21 protein-coding genes are annotated in these 22,929 nt (G+C 52.9%); 10 read left to right on the forward strand and 11 right to left on the reverse strand.

The genetic code is table 11. The annotated features are described in order from the left end of the window. Positions 1 to 176: 176 nt before the first annotated feature. The 6 genes from guaA to AAG834_RS03270 form a co-directional block, all read right to left on the reverse strand. Positions 177 to 1,742 carry a glutamine-hydrolyzing GMP synthase gene (gene guaA / locus AAG834_RS03245; RefSeq protein ID WP_003740869.1) on the reverse strand — a complete coding sequence of 522 codons (1,566 nt, stop codon included), beginning with the start codon at positions 1,740 to 1,742 and terminating at the stop codon, positions 177 to 179. Positions 1,743 to 1,868: 126 nt separating this feature from the next. Further along, the gene (locus AAG834_RS03250; protein WP_003760104.1) at positions 1,869 to 2,207 is read right to left on the reverse strand and encodes a hypothetical protein; all 339 of its coding nucleotides are present in this window, start codon (positions 2,205 to 2,207) and stop codon (positions 1,869 to 1,871) included. A 333-nt stretch (positions 2,208 to 2,540) separates the two neighbouring features. Next, positions 2,541 to 2,996 (reverse strand): SsrA-binding protein SmpB, encoded by a 456-nt coding sequence (smpB, locus tag AAG834_RS03255; RefSeq protein WP_283118487.1) that lies wholly within the window; start codon positions 2,994 to 2,996, stop codon positions 2,541 to 2,543. A gap of 93 nt (positions 2,997 to 3,089) precedes the next feature. Beyond that, a complete protein-coding gene (locus AAG834_RS03260; RefSeq protein WP_342031244.1) occupies positions 3,090 to 3,734 on the reverse strand; it encodes a hypothetical protein in 645 nt (214 codons plus the stop codon). A gap of 88 nt (positions 3,735 to 3,822) precedes the next feature. Then, positions 3,823 to 4,308, reverse strand: coding sequence for a DUF4189 domain-containing protein (locus AAG834_RS03265; protein WP_342031245.1), 486 nt, complete (start codon positions 4,306 to 4,308; stop codon positions 3,823 to 3,825). 126 nt (positions 4,309 to 4,434) lie between these two features. Further along, positions 4,435 to 4,791: a winged helix-turn-helix transcriptional regulator gene (locus AAG834_RS03270; protein WP_342031246.1), complete on the reverse strand. Its 357-nt coding sequence runs from the start codon at positions 4,789 to 4,791 to the stop codon at positions 4,435 to 4,437. A gap of 163 nt (positions 4,792 to 4,954) precedes the next feature. On the opposite strand from AAG834_RS03270, the gene AAG834_RS03275 reads away from it, so the two are divergent. Both AAG834_RS03275 and tpx read left to right on the forward strand, forming a co-directional pair. Then, a complete protein-coding gene (locus AAG834_RS03275; protein ID WP_342031247.1) occupies positions 4,955 to 5,827 on the forward strand; it encodes a pirin family protein in 873 nt (290 codons plus the stop codon). A 383-nt stretch (positions 5,828 to 6,210) separates the two neighbouring features. Further along, the gene (gene tpx, locus AAG834_RS03285; RefSeq protein ID WP_308025864.1) at positions 6,211 to 6,705 is read left to right on the forward strand and encodes a thiol peroxidase; all 495 of its coding nucleotides are present in this window, start codon (positions 6,211 to 6,213) and stop codon (positions 6,703 to 6,705) included. A gap of 69 nt (positions 6,706 to 6,774) precedes the next feature. On the opposite strand, the gene AAG834_RS03290 is transcribed toward tpx, so the two are convergent. From AAG834_RS03290 to miaA, 4 genes are all read right to left on the reverse strand, one after another. Further along, positions 6,775 to 6,939 carry a hypothetical protein gene (locus AAG834_RS03290; protein ID WP_019270923.1) on the reverse strand — a complete coding sequence of 55 codons (165 nt, stop codon included), beginning with the start codon at positions 6,937 to 6,939 and terminating at the stop codon, positions 6,775 to 6,777. Beyond that, positions 6,939 to 7,844, reverse strand: a complete 906-nt coding sequence (hemF, locus tag AAG834_RS03295; RefSeq protein WP_342031248.1) for an oxygen-dependent coproporphyrinogen oxidase — start codon at positions 7,842 to 7,844, stop codon at positions 6,939 to 6,941. Before hemF ends, AAG834_RS03290 begins: the two co-directional genes overlap by 1 nt. Before the next feature lie 161 nt (positions 7,845 to 8,005). Beyond that, the gene (gene tadA, locus AAG834_RS03300) at positions 8,006 to 8,728 is read right to left on the reverse strand and encodes a tRNA adenosine(34) deaminase TadA (protein WP_342031307.1); all 723 of its coding nucleotides are present in this window, start codon (positions 8,726 to 8,728) and stop codon (positions 8,006 to 8,008) included. Between the two features lie 15 nt (positions 8,729 to 8,743). Further along, positions 8,744 to 9,685 (reverse strand): tRNA (adenosine(37)-N6)-dimethylallyltransferase MiaA, encoded by a 942-nt coding sequence (miaA, locus tag AAG834_RS03305; protein ID WP_342031249.1) that lies wholly within the window; start codon positions 9,683 to 9,685, stop codon positions 8,744 to 8,746. 264 nt (positions 9,686 to 9,949) lie between these two features. On the opposite strand from miaA, the gene AAG834_RS03310 reads away from it, so the two are divergent. Next, positions 9,950 to 10,531 (forward strand): superoxide dismutase, encoded by a 582-nt coding sequence (locus tag AAG834_RS03310; RefSeq protein WP_003777725.1) that lies wholly within the window; start codon positions 9,950 to 9,952, stop codon positions 10,529 to 10,531. A gap of 178 nt (positions 10,532 to 10,709) precedes the next feature. On the opposite strand, the gene AAG834_RS03315 is transcribed toward AAG834_RS03310, so the two are convergent. Then, positions 10,710 to 12,083 (reverse strand): DEAD/DEAH box helicase, encoded by a 1,374-nt coding sequence (locus tag AAG834_RS03315; protein WP_342031250.1) that lies wholly within the window; start codon positions 12,081 to 12,083, stop codon positions 10,710 to 10,712. Between the two features lie 337 nt (positions 12,084 to 12,420). Here AAG834_RS03315 and AAG834_RS03320 point away from each other — a divergent pair, with 337 nt between their 5' ends. The 7 genes from AAG834_RS03320 (at position 12,421) to AAG834_RS03355 (ending at position 22,924) form a co-directional block, all read left to right on the forward strand. After that, positions 12,421 to 13,368, forward strand: a complete 948-nt coding sequence (locus AAG834_RS03320; RefSeq protein ID WP_342031251.1) for a class I SAM-dependent methyltransferase — start codon at positions 12,421 to 12,423, stop codon at positions 13,366 to 13,368. 166 nt (positions 13,369 to 13,534) lie between these two features. Next, positions 13,535 to 14,374 carry a KPN_02809 family neutral zinc metallopeptidase gene (gene ypfJ / locus AAG834_RS03325; protein ID WP_342031252.1) on the forward strand — a complete coding sequence of 280 codons (840 nt, stop codon included), beginning with the start codon at positions 13,535 to 13,537 and terminating at the stop codon, positions 14,372 to 14,374. Between the two features lie 120 nt (positions 14,375 to 14,494). After that, positions 14,495 to 15,877: a phosphomannomutase/phosphoglucomutase gene (locus AAG834_RS03330; RefSeq protein WP_342031253.1), complete on the forward strand. Its 1,383-nt coding sequence runs from the start codon at positions 14,495 to 14,497 to the stop codon at positions 15,875 to 15,877. A gap of 590 nt (positions 15,878 to 16,467) precedes the next feature. Then, complete coding sequence (locus AAG834_RS03335) at positions 16,468 to 18,378, forward strand: amylosucrase (protein ID WP_342031254.1); 1,911 nt, start codon at positions 16,468 to 16,470, stop codon at positions 18,376 to 18,378. Between the two features lie 386 nt (positions 18,379 to 18,764). Then, positions 18,765 to 20,183 carry an MFS transporter gene (locus AAG834_RS03340; protein WP_342031255.1) on the forward strand — a complete coding sequence of 473 codons (1,419 nt, stop codon included), beginning with the start codon at positions 18,765 to 18,767 and terminating at the stop codon, positions 20,181 to 20,183. Positions 20,184 to 20,438: 255 nt separating this feature from the next. Beyond that, positions 20,439 to 21,962 (forward strand): phospholipase D family protein, encoded by a 1,524-nt coding sequence (locus tag AAG834_RS03345; protein ID WP_342031256.1) that lies wholly within the window; start codon positions 20,439 to 20,441, stop codon positions 21,960 to 21,962. 425 nt (positions 21,963 to 22,387) lie between these two features. Beyond that, positions 22,388 to 22,924: a C40 family peptidase gene (locus tag AAG834_RS03355; RefSeq protein ID WP_342031257.1), complete on the forward strand. Its 537-nt coding sequence runs from the start codon at positions 22,388 to 22,390 to the stop codon at positions 22,922 to 22,924. Positions 22,925 to 22,929 lie beyond the last annotated feature (5 nt).

Below are 22,929 nucleotides of genomic sequence, written 5' to 3' on the forward strand. Positions count from 1 at the left end.
GTTGGCTGCGTATGTGCAGGTAGTGGAGTACGGCTTGGTATTTGAAGTGTAATGTATATTTGGTCATAAAAAAACCGCACCTTGTGAGTTGGAGGGGGGATGCCCAACTTTTGGGGTGCAGTTCAGTCGTCTGAAACCATTTCAGACGACCTTTTTATGCGTTTATATCTTTACTTTTATTCCCACTCAATCGTGGCGGGCGGTTTGCCGCTTACGTCGTAAACCACACGGTTGATGCCTTTGACTTCGTTGATGATGCGGTTGGAGACGCGGCCGAGCAGTGAGTATGGCAGTTCTGCCCAGTGTGCGGTCATGAAGTCGCTGGTGATGACTGCGCGCAGTGCGACGACGTAGTCGTAAGTACGTCCGTCACCCATTACGCCGACGGATTTGACGGGCAGGAACACGGCAAAGGCTTGGCTGGTCAGGTCGTACCAAGATGTGCCGTTTTCGTCGGTGGTGTTGCGCAATTCTTGGATGAAAATGTCGTCCGCTTGACGCAGCAAATCGGCGTATTCTTTTTTCACTTCGCCCAAGATACGCACACCCAAACCAGGACCGGGGAACGGATGGCGGTACACCATTTCGCGCGGCAAGCCCAAAGCAACGCCCAGTTCGCGCACTTCGTCTTTGAACAAGTCGCGCAGCGGTTCGAGCAGCTTGAGCTTCATGTTTTCAGGCAGGCCGCCGACGTTGTGGTGCGATTTGATGGCGTGGGCTTTTTTGGTTTTCGCGCCTGCGGATTCGATTACGTCGGGGTAAATCGTGCCTTGCGCCAGCCATTTGGCATTGGTCAGTTTTTTCTCTTCGGCATCAAATACTTCGATGAATTCTGCGCCGATGATTTTGCGTTTTTTCTCAGGATCGGTAACGCCGGCGAGTTTCGCCATGAATTGCTCTTCGGCATCGACGTGAATCACTTTCACACCCAAGTTGCGGGCGAACATATCCATCACCATTTTGCCTTCGTTCAGGCGCAAGAGGCCGTGATCGACGAACACGCAAGTCAGTTGGTCGCCGATGGCGCGGTGAATCAGCGCGGCGGCTACGGAAGAGTCCACGCCGCCTGACAGACCCAAAATCACTTCGTCGCTGCCGACCTGTTCGCGGATTTTGGCAACGGCTTCTTCGATGTAGTTCGGCATTGTCCAGCTCGGTTGCGCGCCACAGATGTCCAGGACAAAGCGGTTCAACAGGGCGCGGCCTTGTTTGGTATGGGTCACTTCGGGGTGGAATTGGATGCCGTAGAATTGTTTTTCAACGTTTTCCATCATGGCAATCGGGCATGACGGGGTATCGCCGATAACGGCAAAGCCGTTGGGCAGTTTGGACACTTTATCGCCGTGGCTCATCCATACGTCCAGCGTATTAGGCGCGTCGTCGTAAATATCGCGGGTCAATTCGCTGTCGATGGTTTTGACTTGCGCATAACCGAATTCGCGCTGGTTGCCGGGCTGCACTTCGCCGCCCAAGTGGTGCGCCATAAACTGCATTCCGTAGCAGATGCCCAAAACCGGAATGCCCAAATCGAAGATGCCGGTATCGGCTTGATAGTCGGATTCGTAAACGGAATTGGGGCCGCCTGAGAGGATGATGCCTTTCGGATTGAAGGCTTTGATTTCGTCCAAAGGCATGTCGAAGGAATGCAACTCGCAGTAGACATGGGCTTCGCGCACGCGGCGGGCGATAAGCTGGGTAACTTGCGAACCGAAGTCGAGAATGAGGATTTTGTCTTGGGTCATGGCGGGAACTTTGCAGAGTGATAGGGAACGGTCTGACTGTTTCAAAACGGGATTCCGATAACAAAAAAGGTCGTCTGAAAACGGCGGATTATACCATTTTCAGACGACCTTTGCAGGGAGAGGGGCTTAGTTATCCTGCTGTTTATGCTGCTTATAAGGCACCATATCGCTGCGCGAAAGCAGCAGCAGGCAGCCCAGCACCATCATTCCCAAAGCAACCAGCGGCGAATAGCCGAGCCAATATTGATTGTGCAGATACACCGCCGCGCCGATATACACCAGCAGCGGGCCGGAAACGATAGACTGCTTGTTGACGCCGTCCATCACCAAAACCGCAATCCCCGCGAGCACCATACCGGCGGATACGATGGTCGAAGTTGCGGGCAGGATGTCCGTCGTTTTCAAAAACCAAACGGCACCGAAGATAATCAAAAACAGCGGCAGGAAAAGCGAAGAGCGAGACATGGCGTTACTCCGTAAAATTTCAGACGACCCTGATTATTGGGTCGCAGGGGTCATCTGAAAAGCCTGAAGAAAGCAATCTTGGGTATGTTTTTGCAAACATAGGGCTTGATGTGTAAACGGCGGGTATAGTGGATTAACTTTAAACCAGTACGGCGTTGCCTCGCCTTAGCTCAAAGAGAACGATTCTCTAAGGTGCTGAAGCACCAAGTGAATCGGTTCCGTACTATCTGTACTGTCTGCGGCTTCGTCGCCTTGTCCTGATTTAAAGTTAATCCACTATACATGTTTGCGGCAACATCGGCGTCATACGGTCAATTCAAGCTGCTATCAGCCTCAGCGTACATTTTTCATCAAACGTTGTTTTTCGCGTTTCCAGTCGGCTTCTTTCAGGCTTTGGCGTTTGTCGTGTTGTTTTTTACCCTTCGCCAAGCCGATTTCCATTTTGATTTTGCCGCGCGTGAAGTGCAGGTTCAACGGGACGATGGTATAACCCGCGCGCTCGGTTTTACCGATGAGCTTGTTGATTTCGGATTGCTTGAGCAAAAGCTTGCGCGGACGGACGGGGTCGGGTTTGACGTGTGTCGAGGCAGTCGGCAGCGCGGTAATATGGCAGCCGACCAGATAAAAAGCGTCTTTTTTCCAGTAGATATAGCTTTCTTTCAACTGCACCCTCGCGGCGCGAATAGCTTTGACTTCCCAACCTTCCAATACCAAACCGGCTTCGAGCTGATCTTCGATAAAGAAGTCGTGAAAGGCTTTTTTATTATTGGCAATACTCATTGTTTTGATTCTTCTATACTTTTCAGACGAGCTATTTTATCAGCGCGTCCTAGAAATGAAAATGTTTGAATGTGAATGGATGCGATATGCCGACCGCGCGCCCTACCCTTTATTTTTTTCCATCAATAGAAACAACATGACGGCGTTTAATATCAGGATATCGTCGCTCGAAGCCGCTTGGGTTTCTTTGTGCAAACTGAATTTACCCTCCCACAACGCCCTCAATTTCTTCAAACGGTACACCACCGTATCATCGGGTCGGGTAATCAAATAAGTCGGATTGAAGACAAGACCTGTCAGCCAACCCAAATACGGAACCTCTCCTACCATTTTATCCAAAACAGCCACCCAAGGATTTTTTTCGCGGATATGGAAGAGCAGTTGACCTTCAGCATCCGTCACCTGATAGCTCGTGCGCCAAAGCGACTTGACCCCTTCATGTACCACTTTCCCCAAAACCGTACCGGCAGCATTCTGAATGACATAGGTCGCACCAAAATCAATAACCCTGTCCGCCTGAATCGTAAACACAGGCGTATTCTGATCGCGATTGGGGAAAACCTGAATCGACTCTTTGAGCTTAAACATTTTCTGCCGCGTATAAGCGATTTCGTTCCCCGCTTCGTCTCTGACAAAAAAATCATTGGCAATGGATAAAAGTTTGAAATGGAAATTAAGCGGAAAGTTCAGACTGCTTACTTCCTTAGAAACACTCATGTTTTCATACATTTTTATATAATCAATCATCACATTTTTCCTTACCCGTTTATAGAATATCAATTGAAAGGTCGTCTGAAAGCCATTATGCGGTTTTCAGACGACCTTTTTACGCTATTTATTGCGACTTCAATCGGTTCAACAACGTTTTGACCGTACCGCCGTAATACGCGCTCGAAGTACAGTACACCGTTTCCAAGCCGCATTGACCTTGCGAACCGTATTTTTTGATGCACTGATTCAGCGCAACCTGATGCACGCTCTTAAAGCGCGGCGAAGTAATCACAACCGCATTGTTCGTCGTCAGCCCGCCTTCCGATTTCGGGTATGCGACGGCGATGCAGGTGTTATGAAGTGGAACAACGGATTTACAGCCTGTCGCCTCGCCGTTTTGCACGCCGGAAAGCGTGTCCTGCCCGCGGCAAAACGCCTCCAGCTCCGCATTTGCCTCGATTTGCGACATATTTTCTTTTGTCGTTTTAATCAGCAGCGCATCATTGCCGTCATGCGGATTCTGCCACATGGCGAGATAACCATAAGTATCCGCTGCATTCGCGCCCGCTGACAAAATGGTGGCGATAAGTGCCATTACAATTTTTTTCATTATTGATTCCAAATGCTTATGTCGTTATGTTTGACTGTCATCATTATAAAGCAAAGCCCATGGCGAATATATGCCTGCATCACTTTTCATTTCAAGTCCCTTGTTACAAGGTCGTCTGAAAAATGCCTACGCTTGCGGCGGTTTTTTGTGTTTCACACATTCTGCGGCATATTGCTCGCCCCAACGGTGCATCGCCTCGATAACGGGCATTAATGTCTGCCCGAACGCCGTCAACGAATACTCCACCTTCGGCGGAACCTGCGGATACACTTCGCGATGGACAATACCGTCGTTCTCCAATTCGCGCAGCTGCAACGTCAACATCCGCTGGGTAACACCCGCCAGCAGACGCTGCAATTCGTTGAATCGTCGGGTTTCCCCGTGTAAATAATATAAAATCAATACCTTCCATTTCCCACCGATAATATCCAAAGTATTAACGACCGGACAGCAGGCGCCGTGTGTCGGTTCTGTTTCCGCCATTATTGACCTCCGAATGACAGTATAAAAATTGTGCGTACTTGTTAATAAGTTTGTACCCCATATAATACATGCAACAAAGTATGGAAACCACGACATTATTGATTTCATTACACAAAGGTCGTCTGAAAAGGTTTAAGACGACCCCACAAGAAGGAACCTCATCATGCGCAACGTCAAACAAATCTACCGTGCAAACAGCCAACACTGGGTCGGCGACGGATTCCTCGTCCAACCCCTGTTCTCCCACATGGGCGATGACCGCGGCACCAACCCTTTCCTGATGCTTGACTACGCCGCACCCTATGAATTCTCCGCCAATGAAGCCCTCAGCCCGCGCGGTGTCGGGCAACACCCGCACAAAGGCTTTGAAACCGTTACCATCGCCTACCACGGCGAAGTGGCACACCGCGACTCCAGCGGCGGGGGCGGCATCATTCACGAAGGCGACGTGCAATGGATGACCGCAGGCTCTGGCATCATCCATGAAGAATTCCACTCCGAAAACTTCAGCAAAAAAGGCGGACTGTTTGAAATGGTCCAACTTTGGGTCAACCTGCCCGCCAAAGACAAAAACACGCCGCCGCGCTATCAGCATCTCGCCAAAGCCGGTATCCCCGTCGTCGAGTTCCCTGACGAGGCGGGCTACCTGCGGCTGATTGCAGGAGAATATAAAGGCGTAAAAGGCGCAGCCGACACCTTCACCGAAATGAATGTCTGGGACATCATTTTGAATGCCGGTAAAAAAACCGTATTGGAAATACCCGAAACCCACAATCTGTCTATGGTCGTCCTACGGGGCAACGTTATCCTAAACGGCAAAGAGCAGGCGGGCGCAGGAGAGCTGGTTGGCTTTGAACAAAACGGCGGCAACGTGTATATAGAAGCCGGCAGCGAAGAAGTCAAAATCCTTTTGCTCTCCGGCGTCCCGATTGACGAACCCGTCGTCGGCTATGGCCCGTTTGTGATGAATACCGCCGAAGAAATCCGCCAAGCTATCAGCGATTTCAAAAGCGGCAAATTCGGCAGCATCGATTGAACATCTGCACCGAAACAAAATAGGCTGTATCCACAGGCAGACTTCTCGTGCTGAAAACGGATATCACACGTTTCACTATAGTGGATTAAATTTAAATCAGGACAAGGCGACGAAGCCGCAGACAGTACAGATATACGGAACCGATTCACTTGGTGCTTCAGCACCTTAGAGAATCGTTCTCTTTGAGCTAAGGCGAGGCAACGCCGTACTGGTTTAAAGTTAATCCACTATAAAATCCAATAGACAATGGTTTCGGCTATACTGTCGGCTGTCGCGGCGTTGGCTCATTTTGCTATGCGCAATCTGCAAGCCCTCGCCCGATACCGATAACCGATTCATTTCGCTCTATTTATTTTCCAGTCAACCCCCAAAAGGAAACCCTTATGGCTCAAATTACCTTCCACGACAACCCTGTCCACACTTCCGGCGACCTGCCCGCCGTCGGTCAAACCGCGCCTGCATTCAGCCTGACTGCTGGCGATCTGTCCGACAAAACTTTGGCGGATTTTGCGGGTAAACGTAAAGTATTGAACATTTTCCCAAGTGTCGATACCGGCGTATGCGCCCAATCCGTGCGTACGTTTAACCAACGCGCATCTTCTTTGGACAACGCGGTCGTGTTGTGCATCTCCGCCGATTTACCGTTTGCCCAAGCGCGCTTCTGCGGCGCGGAAGGTTTGGACAATGTTGTGAACCTGTCCACGTTCCGCAGCAGCTTTGCCGCCGATTACGGCGTCGCCCTGACTGACAGCCCGTTGCGCGGACTGACTGCGCGCGCCGTTGTGGTTTTGGACGAAAACGACAAAGTCCTGCACAGCGAACTGGTTGCCGAAATTGCCAACGAGCCTAATTACGACGCGGCTTTGGCTGTTTTGTAAACAAGGGTTTTTAAAGCTGAAAAAGGTCGTCTGAAAAGTTTCAGACGACCTTTTGTCTTTCTTCCTAAACTATTTCGCAGGCGGCTTCAATTCAAACACTTCGGGATGCGCCTTGAAATATTCTACGGCGATAAATCCGCCGCCGATGATGATAAACAGGAACACCGCCATGACAATCATGGCAAGGATGAATTTGTCGGAAGGATGGGCGTCGGGCTTGCGTTTATCCGCCATTATCGCATCTCCGAGAGCCAGTCGCGGGCAGTGAGAAACTCGTTCAGCCGCGCTTCGGGCGAACCTTCTTCCGGCGCGTATTGGTACTCGAAGCGTACCAAAGGCGGCATGGACATCAAAATGCTTTCCGTGCGCCCGCCGCTTTGCAGGCCGAACAGCGTGCCCCTGTCCCAAACCAAATTAAATTCCACATAACGACCGCGCCGGTAAAGCTGGAAATCGCGCTCGCGTTCGCCGTACGGCGTGTTTTTGCGTTTCGCCACAATCGGCAGATACGCCCCGATATAGCCTTCGCCGACCGCCTTGATGAAATTCAGGCAGGTGTCGAAATCCCAGCGGTTCAAATCGTCGAAGAACAAACCGCCCACGCCGCGCGTTTCGCCGCGGTGTTTCAAGTAAAAATACTCGTCGCACCATTTTTTGAACTCGGGATAAACCGCTTCCCCAAACGGCGCGCATACATCCCGCGCGACCGTGTGCCAGTGCAAAATATCTTCTTCAAACGGATAAAACGGCGTCAAATCAAAGCCGCCGCCGAACCACCACACAGGCTTGCCGCCTTCCGGATACGCGATAAAAAAGCGCACGTTCGCATGGCTGGTCGGCACATACGGATTTTTCGGATGAATCACCAGCGACACGCCCATCGCTTCAAACGCCGCGCCCGCCAGTTCAGGACGGTGCGCCGTCGCCGAAGCGGGCATTTTGCTGCCTTTCACATGCGAAAAATTCACGCCCGCCTGCTCGAATACCGCGCCGTTTTTCAACACGCGGGTTTCGCCCACGCCCAATTTGCCCGTCCATTCCTCACGCGCGAACACCGCCCCGCCGTCTTCTTGCTCAAGCGCGGCGCAGATTTGGTTTTGCAGGTTTTTCAATACGGTTAAAACGGCTTCGGTGTGCATGGCGGGTTCCTTATGGATGGGGTCATCTGAAAACCGTATTTTAATACGGCGCGCCGGATATTTATCAGAATTGCTGAAAAACGGGATGAAACAAAGTTCGCAATCTCTCAAAAGGTCGTCTGAAATCTTGGATTTAAGCTTTCAGACGACCTTTTTTGCGCTTAATACTGTTTGCGCCTCGTCTGAAAAAATGCCTGCAAAACGGCTTTGCATTCGTCTTCCAAGATGCCGCCTTTGATTGCCGTGTGTTTGTTCAGCAGCGGATTGGCAAACAGATTGACTACGCTGCCTGCCGCGCCGGTTTTGGGTTCTGCCGCGCCGTAGATGACGCGGCGGACGCGGGCTTGGATGATGGCGGAGGCGCACATGGCGCAGGGTTCGAGCGTGATGTAAAGGTCGCAGCCGTCGAGGCGGTAGTTCTGAAGGGCGGCACCTGCGGCGGCAAGGGCGCGGATTTCGGCGTGGCGGCTGATGTCGTGGTCGCTGACGCAGGTGTTGTGGGCGGCGGCGATGATTTGGTTGCTGGAGACGACGACCGCGCCGACGGGGATTTCGCCGATGCTGGCGGATTGTTCTGCCTGCGTCAAGGCAGCGCGCATGAAGGTTTCCATTTCAGACGACGTGGGGAAAACGGCGACGGGCGGATGGTTTTTAAGGGCTTGTTCCAAAGCGGTTTTCTGCGTTTGCAGCAGGTCTCGCGGTTTGATGCCGAGCAGCAGGGCTTCGAGTTGCCAAAGCGTGCTGCGGGTAACGGTCAGTCCGGCGGCTTTGAGCAGTAGGAAGGCTTGGACGGAACCGGTGTCGTGCAGCTCCTCTACGCTGCGGATGCCGAGGGCTTGCAGGGCGGCTAAGGTTTGCGGGGCGACGGGCGGCGTGGTCAACAGGGTCGGCATAGCGTTTTAAATTTGGAAATGGCGGCGCACGAGTGCTAAGGTCGTCTGAACGTGGTTGCCGTCAGTGTAGGGGTCGATGCTGTGCGCCAATGGGATTTTGCGCAGCCAAGTGAGTTGGCGCTTGGCAAGCTGGCGGGTGGCGGCAATACCTTTTTCGACAAAGGTGTCGTAATCGGTCAAGCCTTCGAGGTAATCCCATGCCTGCCGGTAGCCGACGCAGCGCATAGAGGGCATATCGGCGGTCAGCTCGGGATATTTTTGGCGCAGGGCGCGCATTTCGTCGATGAAGCCTTGCGCCAGCATTTTTGTGAAACGGCGGGCGATGTTGTCGTGCAGCAAGGCGCGGTTTTCGGGAATCAGGGCGGTGGTGCAAAGGTCGAGCGGCGGGGTGTAGTCGGCTTTTTCGGCAAAATGCGCGCTTAAGGGCTTGCCGGTCAGGCGGTACACTTCCAAAGCGCGTTCGATACGTTGGCTATCGTTCGGTTTCAGACGACCTGCGGTTTCAGGGTCTATGGTTTGCAGGCTTTGATACAGATGCGCCAAGCCGTATTGTTGTTTTTCTTCCTGCAACCGGGCGCGCACGGCGGCGTCGGCTTCGGGCAGGTCGTTCAAGCCTTCGGTCAGCGCGTGGAAATACATCATCGTGCCTCCGACAATCAAAGGCAGCCTGCCGCGCGCGCGGATTTCCTCCGCCAGCCGCACGCAGTCGCCGACAAACTCCGCCGCGCTGTAAGACTCCGTCGGCGGGATGATGTCGATAAGGTGGTGCGGCACGGCATCAAGCTCGGCGGCGGTCGGCTTTGCCGTGCCAATGTCCATATCGCGGTACACCAGCGCGGAATCGAGGCTGATGATTTCAACCGGCAGGGCTTCGGCGATTTTCAAGGCAAGGGCGGTTTTCCCGCCGGCAGTCGGGCCGAGGATGGCAAAGGCTTTTGGGGTGTTCATATCAAAAGGGGCGTGGTGAAACGGACGGATTATAGCAAAAGGTCGTCTGAAATCATTGCTTCATTCATGATAAATATCTGTATCGACACTCGATTTCCCTAAATTTTTCTCAACCTGCGACAGACTCGAAATATCGGCCTGCCCTAGTTTCTTTAATCTAAAGCAGGTAAAATGGCAACCGTTGCCTGATGCGGGCGAACACCCGCACCATCCGACGAACACTACCAAAATACAATCATATATAAATAATTTAGGAGCACTAAAATGGAACATAAGCTGCCACAACTGCCTTATGAACTGGACGCATTGTCCCCACATCTGAGCAAAGAGACTTTGGAGTTCCACTACGGCAAACACCATCAAACCTACATCACCAATCTGAACAATCAAATCAAAGGTACCGAATTTGAAAACCTGCCTTTGGAAGAGATTGTGAAAAAATCTTCAGGCGGCGTGTTCAACAACGCAGCCCAAACTTGGAACCACACCTTCTACTGGCTGGGCTTCACGCCCAAAGGTCAAGGCAAACCTTCCGGCGAACTGGCCGCCGCCATCGACGCCAAATGGGGCAGCTTCGAGAAATTCCAAGAAGCATTCTCCGCTTGCGCGGCAGGTACTTTTGGCTCCGGTTGGGCATGGCTGGTGAAAACCCCTGCCGGCGAATTGGATTTGGTTTCCACTTCCAACGCGGCAACTCCGCTGACCACTGAAAACACTCCGCTGCTGACCTGCGACGTATGGGAACACGCCTACTACATCGACTACCGCAACAGCCGCCCCAACTACCTGAAAGGTTTCTGGGAAATCGTCAACTGGGACGAAGTCGCCAAACGCTTTGCTGCTTAAGTTGAACGTTTAAAATAAAAGGTCGTCTGAAATCGATTTTCAGACGACCTTTTTGTTAGGCAACGCGGTATCAAAGTTTCTTCATATAGTGGATTAACTTTAAACCAGTACGGCATTGCCTCGCCTTGTCCTGATTTAAATTTAATCCACTATATCCGCTATTGATTTGACTTTAGCATCAGCCTCTTTTCGCTGGACGGCTTGGTTTCGAGCCGAAAGAATCGTTGGCTTTACGTTTGCCTTTGAAGCCTTCGCCGCCTTTCTTAAAGCCTTCTTTTTTGAAACCTTCGCCGCGCGATTTGCCGCCGAAGCCTTCTTTACCCGGTTTCTTATCGCCGCGCCAGCCGCCGGATTTTCTATCGCCCCATCCGCCTTTGCCTTTCGGCTTGCCGCCTGCGGATTTGCGCTTGCGGGTCGGTTCCATGCCTTCGACGGTCAGCTCGGGCAATTTACGGCCGATGTATTTTTCGATTTTGTGCACTTTGACGTATTCGTTCACTTCGGCGAAGGTAATCGCAATACCCGTGCGCCCTGCCCGTCCGGTACGGCCGATGCGGTGAACGTAGTCTTCCGCCTGTTTCGGCAGGTCGTAGTTGATGACGTGGGTAATGGTCGGCACGTCGATACCGCGGGCGGCAACGTCGGTGGCAACCAAAATTTTGCAGCGGCCTTTGCGCAAATCCATCAGCGTGCGGTTGCGCCAGCCTTGCGGCATGTCGCCATGCAGGCAGTTGGCAGCGAAACCTTTTTCGTACAAATCGTCGGCGATGACTTCGGTCATGGCTTTGGTGGACGTGAAAATCACGCATTGGTCGATGTTGGCGTCGCGCAGGATGTGGTCGAGCAGGCGGTTTTTGTGGCGCATATCGTCGCAGTACAGCAGCTGCTCTTCGATTTTGCCTTGGTCATCCACGCGCTCGACTTCGATGATTTCAGGATTTTTCGTCAGTTTGCGCGCGAGTTTGCCGACCGCGCCGTCCCAAGTGGCGGAGAACAATAAAGTCTGACGGTCGGTCGGGGTGGCTTCGACGATGGTTTCGATGTCGTCGATAAAGCCCATGTCCAACATACGGTCGGCTTCGTCCAAAATCAGCACTTCCAAGCGGGCGAAATCGACTTTGCCGCTTTGCATCAAGTCCATCAGACGGCCCGGCGTGGCGACAATCAGGTCAACCGGTTTGCTCAAGGCGCGGGTTTGGTAGCCGAAAGATGCGCCGCCGACGATGCTGACGGTGCGGAACCAACGCATATTTTTGGCGTACGCCAACGCGTTTTTCTCAACTTGCGCCGCCAATTCGCGGGTCGGCGTCAATACCAACGCGCGCGGGCCTTTGCCCGGTTTTTCGCTGCGTTTGGTCAGCCGCTGCAACGTCGGCAGCAGGAAGGCGGCGGTTTTGCCGGAGCCGGTTTGCGCCGAAGCCATGATGTCGCGGCCTTCCAAAGCAAACGGAATGGCTTGCGCCTGAATCGGCGTTGGGCTTTCGTAACCCTCGCTGCGCACGGCGGACAAGATGTTTTTATCAAGGCTCAAATCGGCAAATTTAATAGACATGGCTATCCTAAAGAGACAACAACGCGCACGCCTGAACGGTTTTCAGACGACCTGAAGCAAAGGAAAGTAACGATACGGGAAATGTGAAGTTACAGGGTTGTCGCAAGCATCTTGCTTGTGGTTAACATCGACGACAACCTGCACAGAAAGGCTTGGCAAATCAGCAAGCAATAAAAGAAACGCGCCCGAAACGGCGGTTTAGGTTGGAAGACGATGGCTTCGTATAAAAAGGCGAACGGCGGATAATATCGATTTTATGGACAACGGTCAAGCAAAAAGGCATCAAGTGCGTTAAAATCCAAACCCTTCCCAATACTTATTCAGGCCGTCTGAAACCATGAACGACATCACACCCTTCGCCAACCGCATGGGCAAAAACATCAAACACCTCATGAAATGGGCGAAACGCAACGGCATCGAAGCCTGGCGCATTTACGACCGCGACATCCCCCAATTCCCCTTTGCCGTCGATGTTTACGGCGACCAAATCCACCTTCAGGAATACGATACCGGCTGGCTGATGCAGCCCGAAGAATACGAAGCGTGGCTTACCGAAGTATTGGAAGCCGTCGCCTTCGTTACCGGTTTTGCACCCGAACAAATCCACCTCAAACGCCGCGAACGCCAAAAAGGCTTACAGCAATACGAGAAAACCGGCAAAACCGGCGACGATTTCGTCATTACCGAAAACGGCCGCAAGTTTTGGGTTAACCTCGACAAATACCTCGACACCGGCCTCTTCCTCGACCACCGTAACACGCGCAAAAAGGTCGGCGAAACCGCAACGGGCAAACGCTTCCTCAACTTGTTTTCCTACACCGGCAGCTTCACCGTCTATGCAGCCACCGGCGGAGCAGCGTCCAGCGAAACCGTCGATTTGTCCAACACATATCTCGATTGGGCGAAACGCAATTTCGAACTCAACGGCATCAGCCCCGAACAACACAAAATCGTCCGCGCCGACGTGTTCCAATACCTGCAAAATGCCGCCGCCGAAGGCAAACAGTTCGACCTTATCGTCATGGATCCGCCCAGCTTCTCCAACAGCAAAAAGATGCTCGACATCCTCGACATCCAGCGTGACCACAAAAAGCTGATTGACGGCGCGATGAACCTGCTCGCTTCAGACGGCCTTTTTTACTTCTCCAACAACTTGCGCAGCTTCGTCTTGGACGACTCGGTATTGGAACAATACGCCGTCAAAGACATTTCCAAACAATCCGTTCCCGACGATTTCCGCAACAAGAAAATCCATCAGTGTTGGGAAATCAGACATAAAGTCTGACTGCCCTAGTCGTTGGTTGAAATACCCAACGGTTTATCTGCCCAAAGGTCGTCTGAAAACTCCGTTTGGTGTTTTCAGACGACCTTTTCTCAATATAGGCAGGCATCACGCCGCCCCTTCAAGGTATAATCAGCCCCATATCACTTCACAACAAGGAACACACAAGATGGATTGGAAAGGACGCGAACAGAGTCAAAACGTAGAAGACCGACGCGGCAGCAGCGGTGGAGGCGGCGGCGGTAGAACGCCCGGCATCCTCGGCATCATCGTCGTTTTGGTCGGTGCTTATTACGGCGTTGATTTGAGCGGCTTGGTCGGCACTCCTTCCATGGGTACGGGTTCAACCCAAACTTCCCAGCTCAAGCCTCAAGAAGAAGCCGAACTGAACGAACTTGCCCGCGTCGTCCTTGCCGATACGGAAAAAGCTTGGGGCAGCTATTTCAAGCAAATCGGACGAACCTACACCCCGACCACCATGGTGTTATACAACGGCGGCACATCAACCGCCTGCGGCATGGGCCAATCGGCAATGGGCCCGTTTTACTGCCCGGGCGACCAAAAAGTCTATCTCGACTTAGACTTCTATAGAGATATGCAGACCAAACTCAACTCCGCCAGCGATGCTGCGTTTGCCTATGTGATCGCACACGAAGTCGGACACCACGTCCAAAACCTGCTCGGCATCCTGCCCAAAGTCCACAGAATGCAGCAGCAGGTCGGCAAAAAAGAAGCCAACGCCCTTTCCGTCAAACTCGAATTACAGGCGGACTGCTACGCGGGCATTTGGGGGCATTACGCCGTCAACAATAATATCTTCAAAGCCGAGGACATCACCAAAGCCATGCTGGCTGCCGAATCCGTCGGCGATGACCGCCTGCAGAAAGAGGGGCAGGGCTACGTCGTTCCCGACAGTTTTACACACGGCTCGTCCGAACAGCGCATGGCATGGCTCAAACGCGGTTTGGACAGCGGCGACATCAACCAATGCAACACTTTCGGTAACTGATTGAAACCGCAGTAAATGTTATTTGATGTAACCCCCAAAGGTCGTCTGAAAGCCTTCAGACGACCTTTGCCTATGTTAGAATAAGCCCGTTTTCCATTCACAATCACAAAGGAAACCATCATGGCAAATATTGCCCGCGACATCTTCAAAGCCTACGACATCCGAGGCATTGTCGGCAAAACCCTGACCAACGAAGCCGCCTACCTTATCGGCAAAGCCATCGCCACCCGATCCGCCGAAAAAGGCATCACCCGCATCGCACTCGGACGCGACGGACGCTTGAGCGGTCCCGAACTGATGGAACACATCCAACGCGGCTTTACCGACAGCGGCATCGACGTCCTCAATGTCGGCATGGTCGCCACCCCCATGCTTTATTTCGCCGCCATCAACGAATGCGGCGGCAGCGGCGTGATGATTACCGGTAGCCATAATCCGCCTGATTACAACGGCTTCAAAATGATGCTCGGCGGCGATACCCTCGCAGGCGAAGCCATCCAAGAGTTGCTCGCCCTGATCGAAGCCGACAAACTGACCGCTTCCGACAAAAAAGGCAGCGTAACCGAAAAAGACATCTCCGGCGAATACCACAACCACATCGTCGGCCACGTCAAACTCAAACGCCCCATGAAAATCGCCATCGACGCGGGCAACGGCGTCGGCGGCGCATTCGCAGGCAAACTCTACAAAGGTTTGGACAACGAAGTGACCGAACTTTTCTGCGAAGTGGACGGCAATTTCCCCAACCACCATCCCGACCCTTCCAAACCGAAAAACCTGCAAGATTTGATTGCCGCACTGAAAAACAGCGACGCCGAAATTGGCTTGGCTTTTGACGGCGATGCCGACCGCTTGGGCGTCGTCACCAAAGACGGCAACATCATCTATCCCGACCGCCAGCTCATGCTGTTTGCCCAAGACGTTTTGAGCCGCAACCCCGGCGCGAAAGTCATCTTCGACGTCAAATCCACCCGCCTGCTGGCTCCATGGATTAAAGAACACGGCGGAGAACCCGTCATGGAAAAAACCGGCCACAGCTTCATCAAGTCCGCCATGAAAAAAACCGGCGCGCTGGTTGCCGGCGAAATGAGCGGACACGTCTTCTTCAAAGAACGCTGGTTCGGCTTCGACGACGGTCTGTACGCCGGCGCACGCCTCTTGGAAATCCTGTCCTCCTTTGACAATCCGTCCGAAGTATTGAACAACCTGCCGCAAAGCATTTCCACACCCGAACTCAACATCGACCTGCCCGAAGGCAGCAACGGCCATCAGGTTATCGACGAACTCGCCGCCAAAGCCAAATTCGAAGGCGCGACCGAAATCATCACCATCGACGGCTTGCGCGTAGAATTCCCCGACGGCTTCGGCCTGATGCGCGCCTCTAATACCACGCCGATTTTGGTGTTGCGCTTCGAAGCGGATTCCGACGAAGCCATTGAGCGGATTCAAAACCAGTTCAAAGCCGTCATCGAAAGCAATCCCGCGCTAAAATGGCCGCTGTAAATCATTGAGGTTTTAAAGTTCGAAAGATCGTCTGAAAACGAGTATTGCACGTTTTCAGACGACCTTTTGTTTCGATGTTTCCGCTCTTTAAACTCAGTCAGGGCAACGCCCTATTCTTCCAAGCCAATACGCCCAAACTTCCCCATCAAAGACCTTTGACTTCCATCAAACAAAATTATCTTCTTCAAAATATGCCCGCTTTGCTTTACCCAAGAAAATAAATGCGTTCACATCCTTATCAAATATCCAAATATTGCTTATTGGATAAATACACAGCCAACATGGCAGCGAATTAATGTTTAAAAGTCACAAATAGAGCTATTTATCTACGAAATAACCACCCAATATAATATTAAATGCCAACCATACCAACACACCCGACTTTATACGAAAAAATCCACACCGTTTTCAGACGACCCCATCCCGATTAAAAGCCTATTTTCCCAAGTATTTCAGGCTACTATGCACAAACAGCTTCTTACAGTATGATGGACTTTTCGATTTTGCCTTAAGCCTGCATGAGTTTCCGCAGCGCAGGCAGCAGGAATCAGGCTTCCAAACAAATCCAACCTCAACTCGGAGTAAACATCATGTTGACCCAGACCCAACAGGTCGATTTGACCCTGCATCATCTCAAAGAGCGCGCCTTGGCAGAATATCCCCCCAAACAGCGTGCGACCGTCGAAGCTTCCGAAGACTGGAAACAGTTTGACAGGCGTTTGAACGAGCATTTTCCCAAGCTGATGCACGAGCTGGACAACGTTTACAACGACAACGAAGCCGTCCTGCCCATGCTGGAACAACTGATTGCACAAGCATGGCAAAGCTATTCCCAACGCGACAAGTCTCTGAAAGCCGTTGATGCCGCACGCGAGAGCGATCCCGATTGGATTTTGTCTAATAAACAGGTCGGCGGCGTGTGCTATGTCGATTTGTTTGCGGGCGATTTGAAAGGCTTGAAAGCCAAAATCCCTTATTTCCAAGAACTTGGGCTGACTTATCTGCACATGATGCCCCTGTTTAAATGTCCCGAAGGCAAAAGCGACGGCGGCTATGCGGTCAGCAGCTACCGCGACGTCAATCCGGCTTTGGGTACGATAGACGACTTGCGCGATGTCATTGCCGCTCTGCACGAAGCAGGCATTTCCGCCGTCGTCGATTTCATCTTCAACCATACTTCCAACGAACACGAATGGGCAAAAGGCTGCGCCGCCGGCGATCCCCTTTACGACAATTTCTACTATATTTTCCCCGACCGCTGGATGCCCGACCAATACGATCGCACCCTGCGCGAAATCTTCCCCGACCAGCATCCGGGCGGCTTCTCCCAATTAGAAGACGGACGCTGGGTATGGACGACGTTCAATTCCTTCCAATGGGATTTGAATTACAGCAATCCTTGGGTGTTCCGCGCCATGGCGGGCGAAATGATGTTCCTCGCCAATCTGGGGGTTGACATCCTGCGCATGGACGCCGTCGCCTTTATTTGGAAACAAATGGGTACGGATTGCGAAAACCTGCCGCAAGCCCATGCCTTAATCCGCGCATTCAACGCCGTCATGCGCATCGCCGCACCTGCCGTGTTCTTCAAATCCGAAGCCATCGTCCACCCCGACCAAGTCGTCCAATACATCGGACAAGACGAATGCCAAATCGGCTACAACCCGCTGCAAATGGCATTGTTGTGGAACACCCTCGCCACCCGCGAAGTCAACCTGCTCCACCAAGCCCTCTCCTACCGCCACAACCTGCCCGACCATACCGCATGGGTCAACTATGTGCGCAGCCACGACGACATCGGCTGGACGTTTGCCGACGAAGACGCATCGCAATTCGGCATCCACGGCTACGACCACCGCCAATTCCTCAACCGCTTCTTCGTCAACCATTTCGACGGCAGCTTCGCGCGCGGCGTCCCCTTCCAATACAACCCCAACACCGGCGACTGCCGCGTCAGCGGTACTGCCGCCGCTCTCGCCGGTTTGGCGCAACACGACCCCCACGCCGTTGACCGCATCAAACTCTTGTACAGCATCGCCCTGAGTACCGGCGGTCTGCCGCTGATTTATCTCGGCGACGAAGTCGGCACGCTCAACGACGACGCCTGGTCAAGCGACAGCAATAAGAGCGACGACAGCCGCTGGGCGCACCGTCCGCGTTACAACGCCGAGTTGTACGAACAACGCCACGACCCGTCAACCGCGGCAGGACAAATCTATCAAGGCCTGCGCCACATGATAGACATCCGCCAAAACAACCCGCGTTTGAACGGCGGCCGTCTGGTGACCTTCAATACCAACAACAAACACATCATCGGCTACATCCGCAACAACGCGCTTTTGGCGTTCGGCAACTTCAGCGAACACCCTCAAACCATCAGCGCACACACCCTGCAAGCCATGCCCGCCCGCGCCAAAGACCTCATCAGCGGCGAAACCGTGACATTGAATCAGGATTTGGTGCTGCGCCCCTACCAAGTGATGTGGCTCGAAATCGCCTGATGATTGAGGCAGCTTAAAGACGCAAAGGTCGTCTGAAAACCGGTATTGCCCGTTTTCAGACGACCTTTTTGACAAAATATAGTGGATTAACTTTAAACCAGTACAGCGTTGCCTCGCCTTAGCTCAAAGAGAACGATTCTCTAAGGTGCTGAAGCACCAAGTGAATCGGTTCCGTACTATCTGTACTGCCTGCGGCTTCATCGCCTTGTCCTGATTTTTGTTAATCCACTATACATGGGCGCAAGCTCATTCCCTGACTCCCAATCCAACAAACAAATCTCTAAAAGATCGAGTCTCTCAACAGCCATCCGGTTCTCATCCCAAAGCCTGAAAGAGCAAGCCGCCTTTCAGACGACCTACTGCCAAATCAGTTACAATTCATCCCTATGAACACAACCGAATCAAACGTTTTGGAAACGCCGCCCGTCCGCCCGTCCCGCTGGCTGCCCCTGCTTTTGGCGATTGCGATTTTTATGCAGATGCTGGACGCGACGATTCTGAACACCGCCCTGCCCGAAATCGCCAAAGATTTCCAAGTATCGCCACTCAATATGCAGCTGGCGGCGATTTCCTATACGCTGACCGTCGCCCTGCTGATTCCTTTAAGCGGCTATTTAGTGGACAGGTTCGGCACTAAAAACGTATTTTTCGGCTCGGTCGGCATTTTTATGCTCGGATCGGCATTGTGTGCAGCGGCAACCAATCTGCCCATGCTGGTGATGGCGCGGGTGATTCAGGGCATAGGCGGGTCGATGTTGGTGCCCGTACCGCGCCTGACGATTTTGCGCGTGTACGACAAATCCCAACTCTTAAACGCCATCAATTATGCCGTAATGCCCGCGCTGATCGGCCCGATATTCGGTCCTTTGGTCGGCGGCTATTTGGTGGAATACGCATCTTGGCATTGGATTTTCCTGCTAAACTTGCCCATAGGGCTGCTCGGCGTCTTGCTGGGCTGGCGGATTATGCCCGATGTCAAAGGCGAAAATACCGCTCTGGACTTGAGCGGCTACCTGACTTTCGCTTCGGCGGCGTGTCTCTTGATGTTGGCAGTGGAAATGGTGTCCCACTCCGGCGCGGTTTGGTTTTCGCTCTTGCTCGCCATCGGCGGTACGGCATTCGCTCTGCTCTACTACCACCACATGAAAACCGCCGCCAACCCGATTTATGCGGTGGATTTGTTCCAAGTCCGCACCTTCCGGCTGGGTCTGACAGGCAATCTGTTCAGCCGGCTCGGCATCAGTTCCATCCCTTTTTTGCTGCCGCTATTGTTTCAAGTCGCGTTCAGCTTTGCCGCCAGCGTATCCGGCTGGCTGGTCGCGCCCGTCGCTTTCGCCTCGCTTGTTGTCAAACCGCTCATCAAGCCCCTGATGTCGCGCTTCGGCTACCGCAACGTGTTGATTTGGAACACGCGCTTCCTCGCCATACTGATTATGCTGCTTGCCCTACCCGACGCGGACACATCCTTAAGCATATGGATTGTCCTGCTGCTCCTCATCGGCACTTGCAACTCCATCCAATTCTCCGCCATGAACACCCTGACCATCGCTGACCTGCGCGCGCACCAAACCGGCAGCGGCAACAGCCTGATGGCGGTCAACCAACAACTCGCCATCAGCCTCGGCATTGCGCTAGGCGCGCTTATCCTGCAAAACTGGTCGCAAAGCAGCTTCACCGCAGGCAACCTCCACCTCTCATTCCGCCTTACCCTGCTTTCCATCGGTTTGATTACACTCATCTCCAGCATCATATTCAGCCGCCTGCACATTTCCGATGGACGCAATCTAACGACTTCAAAAAAATAGGTTAAAATGCGAACCGTATAAACATCGAACTTCTTTTCAGACGACCCTTCTAAATATAGTGGATTAACAAAAATCAGGACAAGGCGACGAAGCCGCAGACAGTACAGATAGTACGGAACCGATTCACTTGGTGCTTCAGCACCTTAGAGAATCGTTCTCTTTGAGCTAAGGCGAGGTAACGCCGTACTGGTTTAAAGTTAATCCAATATAAAAATACCGTTTCAGCGAAAAAGGTCGTCTGAAATGCCCTCAAGAATGAAAAAAATCCATCTCATCCTTATGCTTCCGGTTTTTCTGACAGGTTGCACCGGTCTCCCCTCACTGGACGAGCGCCCTGAAAGCCACTACCTCGACATCCGTTCTGCCCCACGCATGGATGCCCTGCTCAACACCGCCACAGCCAAAACCGGCGGCGATATTTCCAATGTCTATCTGCTCAACGACGCACACGAAGCCTTCGTCGCTCGCGCCGCCCTGATTGAAGCCGCCGACCACACCCTAGACCTCCAATACTACATCTGGCACAACGACATCTCCGGCAAGCTCATGTTCAACCTTATCCACCGTGCCGCCGAACGCGGCGTGCGCGTGCGACTGCTGCTTGACGACAACAACACCAACGGGCTGGACAACGTCCTGCTCGCCCTCGACAGCCATCCCAATATCGAAATCCGCCTGTTCAACCCCTTCGTCCGCCGCAAGTGGCGTGCGCTCGGCTATTTGACCGACTTCCCCCGCCTCAACCGCCGGATGCACAACAAATCCTTTACCGCCGACAACCGCGCCACCATCCTCGGCGGGCGCAATATCGGCGACGAATATTTCAAAGTCGGCGAAGACACCATCTTCGCCGACCTCGACATTCTTGCCACCGGTCGCGTCGTGCCCGAAGTTTCCCAAGATTTCGACCGCTATTGGGCAAGCCATTCCTCCTACACTGCCGCCAGCATCATCAAAAAAGGCGATATCGAAAAAGGCTTCCAAGAGCTGGGTTACAACGACAAAGACAAAAACGAAACCCTCAGCCGTTACCGCAGCAACATCGAAAGTTCCGAACTCTACAAAAAAATGCAGAGCAACAGCATAGACTGGCAAAGCGTCCACACCCGCCTGATCAGCGACGATCCTGCCAAAGGGCTGGACCGCGACCGCCACAAACCGCCCATTTTCGACCGAATGCAGGACGCCCTGAAAACGCCCGAAAAAAGCGTCTATCTCGTTTCGCCCTATTTCGTTCCCACCAAATCAGGCGTGCGCGCGCTTAACCAACTCGTCAAAGACGGCGTGGACGTCACCGTCCTGACCAACTCGCTCCAAGCAACCGATGTCGCTGCCGTCCATTCGGGCTACGTCAAATACCGCAAACCCCTGCTCAAAGCCGGTGTCAAACTCTACGAGCTGCAACCCAACCACGCCGTCCCCACCACCAAAGACCGCGGCTTGACCGGCAGCTCCGCCACCAGCCTGCACGCCAAGACCTTCATCGTGGACGAAAAGCGCGTGTTCATCGGCTCATTCAACCTCGACCCGCGCTCCGCCAGACTCAACACCGAAATGGGCGTCGTCCTCGAAAGCCCCAAAATCGCAGGCGAAATGCAGCGCACCCTCGTCAATACCACCCCCAAATACGCCTATCAGGTTACCCTCGACAAATACAACAAACTGCATTGGTACGACCCCACCACTCAAAAAACCTACTCCACCGAGCCGGAAGCCAAATTCTGGAAACGCGTTACCTCCAAAATCCTCTCCATCCTGCCGATAGAAGGATTGCTGTAAAACCCAAACAAAAGGTCGTCTGAAAACCTGTATTTCAAGTTTTCAGACGACCTCAAGACAAACTGCACAAACATCGACCCGACACAATATCAAGTTACCGCACAAAGCCACGGACTCGTTTTCAACCCGCAATATAGTGGATTAAATTTAAATCAGGACAAGGCGACGAAGCCGCAGACAGTACAGATAGTACGGCAAGGCGAGGCAACGCCGTACTGGTTTAAAGTTAATCCACTATACATTAGCCTGCCGATAAAACCGAACATTATCAAAAACAAACCAGTCTGCTCACTCATCTGCGCCAAACCGTATTTTTCGTTTTTCTCGCCCTTCCGTTCTTTACGCCCATATTCGTAGAAACAGAAAAACCTTTTTCAGACGACCTCATGCAGACCTCGTCTGAAACGCCCCTAAAAAGGAATCCCATGAAACCGATTATCCGCACCGCCCTGACCGCCGCCATCATCCTGCCCCTCGCCTCCTGCGGCCTTTTTTCCGGCAAACATCATCCAAAGACCAAAACCCACACCACCGCCCGAACCGTCCAACCCGTCCGCATCGGCAACATCGACCGCACTCAAGGCTCGCAAGAACTTATGCTGCACAGCATGGGGCTAGTCGGCACGCCTTACAGATGGGGCGGCAGCAGCACTGCCACCGGCTTCGACTGCAGCGGCATGATTCAATTCGTCTATAAAAACGCCCTCGGTGTCAGCCTCCCGCGAACCGCCCGCGACATGGCGGCAGCCAGCCGCAAAATCCCCGACAACCAATTAAAAGCCGGCGACCTCGTCTTTTTTAACACAGGCGGTTCATCCCAATATTCCCACGTCGGTCTCTACATCGGCAACGGCGAATTTATCCACGCCCCAAGCAGCGGCAAAACCATCAAAACCGAAAAACTCTCCAGCCCGTATTACGCCAAACATTATCTCGGCGCGCATACTTTCTTTACGGAATAAGGCAT

The sequence above is a fragment of the Neisseria sp. Marseille-Q2251 genome, assembly GCF_940793045.1.
GTDB lineage: Bacteria > Pseudomonadota > Gammaproteobacteria > Burkholderiales > Neisseriaceae > Neisseria.